The organism is Candidatus Merdisoma sp. JLR.KK006, from assembly GCF_036941035.1.
In the GTDB taxonomy this organism is placed as follows: Bacteria; Bacillota; Clostridia; order Lachnospirales; family Lachnospiraceae; genus Laedolimicola.
Window position 1 is genome coordinate 24,376 of the sequence record NZ_JAYMNS010000040.1, and the last position, 7,110, is coordinate 31,485.

A 7,110-nucleotide genomic window follows, 5' to 3' on the forward strand; every position below is an offset into this window, starting at 1 on the left:
AGATGGAAGAAAACAACAATTCCAACCGCCCGGGTAATAACAACGGCGGTGGGGACAACAATAAAAATCCCAAAAACCGGCAAAACATTTTAATGATTCTCATTGCCGCCATGGTTGCTATGCTTGCCTGGAGTTATCTCACCGGAATGGGTTCCAGCAGTACGGTCATTACTTATGATGAGTTTATAGAAATGCTGGAAAATGGCGAGATAGAAAGTGTCGAGATGACTTCCAATCAGATTAAGATCGTAGCCAAGGAGAAGAATGCCAGAGGCGGTGACGTGATTTATACCACGGGCATCATGCCGGATTATCAATTGGAGGAGAAGCTGCTTGAAGCAGGAGTGACGCACGGTGCGCCTATCAGCGATATGCGGGAGATGGTTCTCTCAGTAATTATCAATTTTCTGCTTCCCGTTGCCCTTATATGGCTCATTTTTGGTATCGTAATGCGTAAAATGGGTGGCGGCGGCATGATGGGCATGGGCGTCGGCAAAAGCAAAGCCAAGGTATATATTGAAAAGGAAACGGGAGTTACCTTCAAGGATGTGGCAGGTGAGGAAGAGGCCAAGGAATCTCTTCAGGAAGTAGTGGATTTCCTGCACAACCCGGGAAAATATGCGGAAATTGGAGCAAAGCTTCCCAAAGGAGCACTTCTTGTAGGGCCTCCGGGAACAGGAAAGACGCTCCTTGCTAAAGCAGTAGCCGGAGAGGCTCACGTTCCCTTTTTCTCGTTGTCCGGTTCCGACTTTGTGGAAATGTTCGTGGGCGTGGGTGCTTCCCGTGTAAGGGATCTGTTTGCAGAGGCAAAGAAGCATTCCCCCTGTATCATTTTTATAGATGAGATTGATGCCATTGGTAAAAGCCGTGATTCCCGCTACGGCGGAGGAAATGATGAGCGGGAGCAGACACTGAATCAGCTTCTGGCTGAGATGGACGGTTTTGACAGCCATACGGCTTGCCTGGTTCTGGGTGCCACCAACCGTCCGGAAGTGCTTGATCCGGCACTTCTTCGTCCGGGCCGTTTTGACCGCCGTATTATTGTGGACCGACCGGATCTGAAAGGCCGTGTGGATATTTTAAAGGTTCATGCCAAGAATGTGAATATTGACGAGACGGTAGATCTGGAAGAAATCGCTCTGGCAACCAGCGGAGCCGTTGGCTCGGATCTGGCGAATATGATCAATGAGGCGGCCATTCTTGCGGTGAAGAATAAGAGGAAGGCCGTATCTCAAAAGGATCTGTTTGAAGCAGTGGAAGTAGTGCTGGTAGGAAAAGAGAAAAAGGATCGCATCATGAGCAAGGAAGAGCGCCGCATTGTGTCTTATCATGAGGTAGGCCATGCGTTGGTGAGCGCTTTACAAAAGGATGCGGAACCCGTACAGAAGATTACCATTGTGCCCCGCACGATGGGGGCTCTGGGCTATGTGATGCAGGTGCCGGAGGAAGAAAAGTATTTGAATACGAAAAAAGAGATCGATGCCATGCTGATAGGCTTTCTGGCCGGCCGCGCGGCAGAGGAGATTGTCTTTGATACAGTGACGACGGGAGCGGCCAATGATATTGAGAAGGCAACCCGTCTTGCCAGAGCTATGGTGACACAGTATGGTATGTCCGAAAAGTTCGGTCTGATGGGATTGGAGACCAAGGAGAATGAATACTTAACCGGACGTACGATCATGAACTGCGGAGATGCTACGGCGGCCGAGGTGGATCAGGAGGTTATGAAGATCCTGAAGGTATCTTACGAGGAGGCCAAGCGGCTTCTGAGTGAAAACCGGGAGGTCATGGATAAGATTGCAGAATTCCTGATTCGGAAGGAAACCATTACAGGCAAGGAATTTATGAAGATTTTCCGGGAAGCCAAAGGGATTCCGGAACCGGAGGAAGGAGACGCAGAGAAGAAGGCCGAGGAGGGATCTGAGGAGAATACGGGATCCGAAGAAAGGCTGGACAAAACATCCGAAGAGCCGGCAGTTGATAATCCGGAGGATGCGGATCCGAAAGAGCCAGTTGAGAAGCCGGATGATGCAGAAGATACAGCAGAGAATCCGGGGGATACAGCAGAGGAGAAAAAGGCCGAGTCTCCTGTTGTGACAGCGAGAGAAGTGCGCTGAGATTATTGAGCTGTTAAATAATAAAGGTATTTGAGCCATTCAAATGAATGGCTCTTTTTTGTGCAGAAAAGCTTGCATGTGGTAAACCTGTAAGATTGGTTTTTGAGAGGATAACATCTATGGAACTTGAGAGCTACATAAATATATATTTCCAGCGATGAACTACATCATGGTTGAATTGAATAAAAAAACAAAAAATAATTGTTGACATATAGTTAAAATAGTGAGATAATAAATCAAACTTAATAAGTTTGATTTAAAAATTAATTTTAAAATTACTTTAAAAACAGTAAAAGGTTGGAGGATAATATGGAAGGAAAAATGAAAACAGCAGTTATGCTGGATATTGGAAAGATGGGATTTGAAGAAAGAGCTATTCCGGTTCCGAAGGAAGATGAGGTATTGGTAAAGATTGAATATGTAGGAATCTGCGGTTCTGATCTTCATTACTATGAGCATGGAAGAATCGGAAATTATATTGTGGAACCGCCCTTTGTACTAGGACATGAGTCTGGCGGTACTGTTGTAGAGGCGGGAAAGAATGTAACACATTTAAAGGCAGGAGACAGAGTTGCTTTGGAGCCGGGTAAAACCTGCGGCCATTGCGAATTTTGCCGTACCGGACGCTATAATCTTTGCCCGGATGTAATCTTTTTTGCCACACCTCCGGTAGATGGTGTGTTTCAGGAATATGTAGCTCATGAGGCAGGGCTGTGCTTTAAGCTGCCGGACAATGTAAGCACTATGGAGGGGGCTTTAATTGAACCTTTGTCTATTGGTTTTCACGCAGCGCGTCAGGGAGATGCACATATGGGACAGACTGCCGTGGTGACAGGAGCAGGGTGCATCGGACTTTCTTCTTTGCTGGCTTTAAAAGCGCTGGGTGTAACAACTGTTTATGTGGTTGACATTATGCAGAAACGATTAGAAAAAGCTATGGAATTGGGAGCATCCGGAATTATAAATGGAAAAGAGACTGACGCAGTAAGCAAGATTATGGATTTAACGAACGGAAGAGGTTGTGATTTAGTAATTGAAACCTCTGGAACAGAGATTTGTGCCCGCCAGGGAATTGAGATGCTGGTAAAAGGAGGCACAATAGTTCAGGTAGGCTATAGTGCTTCCGGTGACATGAATCTGCCTATGGGAATGGTTCTTGACAAAGAGATTACAATTAAGTCTGTATTCCGCTATCGACATATCTATCCGTTAGCTATTCAGGCAGTTGCGGATGGAAAGGTAAATTTAAAGGGGATCGTAACCAATACCTTTGAATTGGATGATGTTCAGAATGCCATGGACAGCAGTGTAAATAATAAAGCTGATATTGTGAAAGCAGTGATTAAGATCAGCTAACACATGATTCGGGGGCAGCCAAAGAACAATAAGGAGTAGAATATGGCGAACGAATATGTATTGGAGATAAAAAATATCAGAAAAGAATTTCCGGGTGTTGTAGCGTTGGATGATGTCTCGCTCTTTTTAAAGCGGGGAGAGGTTCATGCGCTGGTAGGCGAAAATGGTGCGGGTAAATCCACATTAATGAAAATTCTTGCAGGGATCTATACATCGGATAGGGGAGAAATTCTTTTTGATGGAAAGCCTTTTTTGGCGAAACATCCGGTAGACGCTCTGGAAAAAGGGATTGCCATGGTACACCAAGAATTGGATCTTGTACCGGAGATGACTGTGGAAGAAAATGTATTTGCAGGACGGGAGAGGACAAAAGGAATTGTTGTTGATAAGAAGGGGATGCAGAAGCGCACTGCAGAACTGATGTCAGAATTGGAGATAAGTATTTCTCCGAAAGAAAAGATAAAGAATCTAAGTACAGCGCAGCAGCAGATGGTAGCAATTACAAGAGCTCTTGCTTTCGATGCAGATATTATTATTATGGATGAGCCTACTTCTGCTATTACAGACAGGGAGGTAGAGCAGCTTTTCAAAATCATTCGTAAGCTCAAAGCGCAGGACAAATCAATTGTATATATCTCCCACAAAATGGATGAGATTTATGAGCTGACAGATCAGATTACCGTACTTCGAGATGGAAAATGGATTGGAAGCCTGGCTGCATCGGAGGTAACTCATGAAAAACTTATCAATATGATGGTAGGCCGTGAACTGAAAAATGTTTTTATTAAAGATGCAGAGCAGACGGCAGAATTTGATAAATCGGAGGTACTTCTTGAGGTAAGGAATTTGTCCAGAGAGCATGAATTCCAGCAGGTTGATTTTGAGGTAAAGCGAGGCGAGATCCTTGGATTCTTCGGTCTGATGGGAGCTGGAAGGACAGAGGTTATGGACACCGTCTTTGGTTTGCATAAGCCGGATACAGGGACTGTTATGATGAAAAAGAAACCTATTAATTCTGTAAAAAGAGCGATTGCAAATGGAATGGCATATATAACAGAGGACCGCAAAATATCTGGTTTGAATTTGATTGCTTCTGTCAAAGACAATATATCTATGACATACATGGATTTGATATTGAAGGCGCATTTTTTACTGGACTTTAAAAAGGAAAAAGAAGCAGCCGGGGATCTGATTGAGAAGCTTAGTATTAAGTGCTCTTCACAAAATACACTTGCAGGTACTCTTTCCGGTGGAAATCAGCAGAAGATAGTGATTGCAAAGTGGTTTATGGGTGATCCCGATCTGATTATTATGGATGAGCCAACCAGAGGAATTGATATTGGGGCAAAAGCAGAGATCTATAAGCTGATGGATATGCTGGTAAAATCAGGAAAAAGCATTATTATGATTTCTTCTGAGACTCCGGAGCTCCTGGGTATGAGCGACCGAGTGATTGTTATGCATGAGGGGCGAATAACCGGTGAATTTAATCGGGATGAATTAAATCAAGACGAACTGATGGCATATGCAATCGGTGAGGGCGGAAATTATCAAAAAGCAGTGGGCTGAACAAAGTCGGAAAGGATTAGGATTAATGAATAAAGATATTGGGAGAGATACTGGTAATCGTGTAAGAATAGAAACTATTTTGGGAAAATATGGCGTATACATTGCACTGCTGGTTTTGTTTGTCACACTTTCCATTGCATCTAGTTCCTTTCTCACAGTAACAAATTTGTTTAATATTCTTAAACAAAATTCTGTATATGGAATTCTGGCAGTTGGTATGACCTTTGTTATAGTTACAGGCGGAATTGATTTATCTGTAGGAGCAATTGTAGCTATGTCAGCCTGCTTTGCAGCAAGCCTAGCTCAAGATGGAACAACGACACCAATTCTGGCAGCAATTTCAGTAGGACTGCTTATAGGTGTTGCCTGTGGAGCTTTCAGTGGATTTTTTATTGCATTTGCGAATATTCCGGCATTTATTGCCACATTGGCTACCTGTACCATTGTCAGAGGTATTGTATATGTATTTACAGATGGCCGTCCTGTTACTGGGGTTTCTAATGCCTATAAATATATTGGCCGTGCATCCTGGGGAGTTGTTCCGGTAGCGGTTGTTCTTTACGCAGCTTTTCTGCTTGCAGGAACCTTTTTGTTGAAATACACGAAGTATGGGAGGCATGTATTTGCTATCGGAGGAAATAAGCAGGCGGCAACAGTATCTGGAATTAATGTAAAAAGAGTAGAATTTTTAGTTTATGTGATCAGTGGTTTTTGTGCAGCCTTTGCAGGTCTTCTTCTTTCTTCCAGAATTCAGACCGGACAGCCGGCAGGCGGTGACGGATATGAGCTGGATGCCATTACGGCTGCTGTTATTGGAGGTGCAAGCTTATCGGGAGGAAAAGGAAGTGTATTTGGTTCCTTTATCGGCATTCTGGTTGTGGGTATTTTGACAAATGGTTTGGATTTACTAAATGTATCTTCCTATTATCAGCAGATTATCAAGGGGGCAATAATTTTATTGGCAGTACTGGCAGATAGAAAGAAAGAGTAATAACTGCCTGGAGGCAGATATTATAAAATATTTTAAAATTCTAAAGGAGGATTTTACATGAAAAAGAAAATTTTGGCGGCATTGATAAGTACAGCTATGGCTGCAGCCTTGTTAACGGGGTGTGGAAGTAAAGAGGCGCCTGCAGCAGATGCACCGGCAGCGGAGGGAGAAACACCGGAAGCCCAGGAGCCGGAAGCAGATGAAGGAGCTGATGGAAGCTATACGATTGCCTGGGTAGACGGCAACTTGGCGAATGAATCCAATGCGGTATGCACCACAGCAGCAAAAGATTATGCAGAATCTCTTGGCATTAATTTCCTGCTTTTAGATGGTGAGGGCGTTGGAGAAAATCAGGTTTCCCAATGTGAGACACTGGTTACTCAGGGGGTAGATTGTATTATTATTCAGCCCTATGATGCGGCAGCTTGCCAGGTGGCAGCAGAGTCTACCATCGAGGCAGGAGTTCCGGTTCTGGTTACAAAGGGTGAGATAGCAGATCAGAGCGTTTGCCCGTTTGTTGGACAAGATGACTTTATTGCAGGCCAGATGGAAATGGAATGGATGGCAGAGAAACTTGAGGGAAAAGGCAATATTGTAATCCTTGAAGGACCTACAGGAATTTCCGCTGCACTTAAGAGAAATGACGGAATCAATGATGTGCTGAAAAACTATCCGGATATCAAAGTGATTTATACACAGCCAGCAAACTGGAACCGTGATGAGGGAATGAATTTGATGGAGACCTGGCTGCAGACGCCTGAGGGTGAGCAGATTAATGCTGTCGTAGCACATAATGATGAGATGGCTCTTGGTGCATATGATGCGATTGCTGATGCAGGCAAAGCGGGCGAAATCTTCGTAATTGGCATTGATGCGATTGATGCTGCTAAGACATCTGTTGCAGCAGGTGAGATGGATGCAACCGTTCTGCAGGATGTAGAGAGTATTGCAAAGAAAACCATTGATGTTGCACTGATGATGGCTAAGGGTGAAGCAGTAGATGATGTTTATAATATCGATCCGATTCTGCTGACCAGCGATAATATAGCAGAATACACAAAATAGTAAATGAATAAA

5 protein-coding genes are annotated in these 7,110 nt (G+C 44.1%); all 5 read left to right on the plus strand.

The window, feature by feature from the left end:
• Nucleotides 1-2: 2 nt before the first annotated feature.
• A complete protein-coding gene (ftsH, locus tag VSQ61_RS20670) occupies nucleotides 3-2,117 on the plus strand; it encodes an ATP-dependent zinc metalloprotease FtsH (RefSeq protein ID WP_334346252.1) in 2,115 nt (704 codons plus the stop codon).
• Nucleotides 2,118-2,426: 309 nt separating this feature from the next.
• Complete coding sequence (locus VSQ61_RS20675) at nucleotides 2,427-3,473, plus strand: NAD(P)-dependent alcohol dehydrogenase (protein ID WP_334346253.1); 1,047 nt, start codon at nucleotides 2,427-2,429, stop codon at nucleotides 3,471-3,473.
• A 42-nt stretch (nucleotides 3,474-3,515) separates the two neighbouring features.
• Nucleotides 3,516-5,042, plus strand: coding sequence for a sugar ABC transporter ATP-binding protein (locus VSQ61_RS20680; RefSeq protein WP_334346254.1), 1,527 nt, complete (start codon nucleotides 3,516-3,518; stop codon nucleotides 5,040-5,042).
• 25 nt (nucleotides 5,043-5,067) lie between these two features.
• A complete protein-coding gene (locus tag VSQ61_RS20685) occupies nucleotides 5,068-6,033 on the plus strand; it encodes an ABC transporter permease (RefSeq protein ID WP_334346255.1) in 966 nt (321 codons plus the stop codon).
• Nucleotides 6,034-6,090: 57 nt separating this feature from the next.
• On the plus strand, nucleotides 6,091-7,098 hold the full coding sequence (locus VSQ61_RS20690) for a substrate-binding domain-containing protein (protein WP_334346256.1): 1,008 nt from the start codon (nucleotides 6,091-6,093) through the stop codon (nucleotides 7,096-7,098).
• Nucleotides 7,099-7,110: the final 12 nt, after the last annotated feature.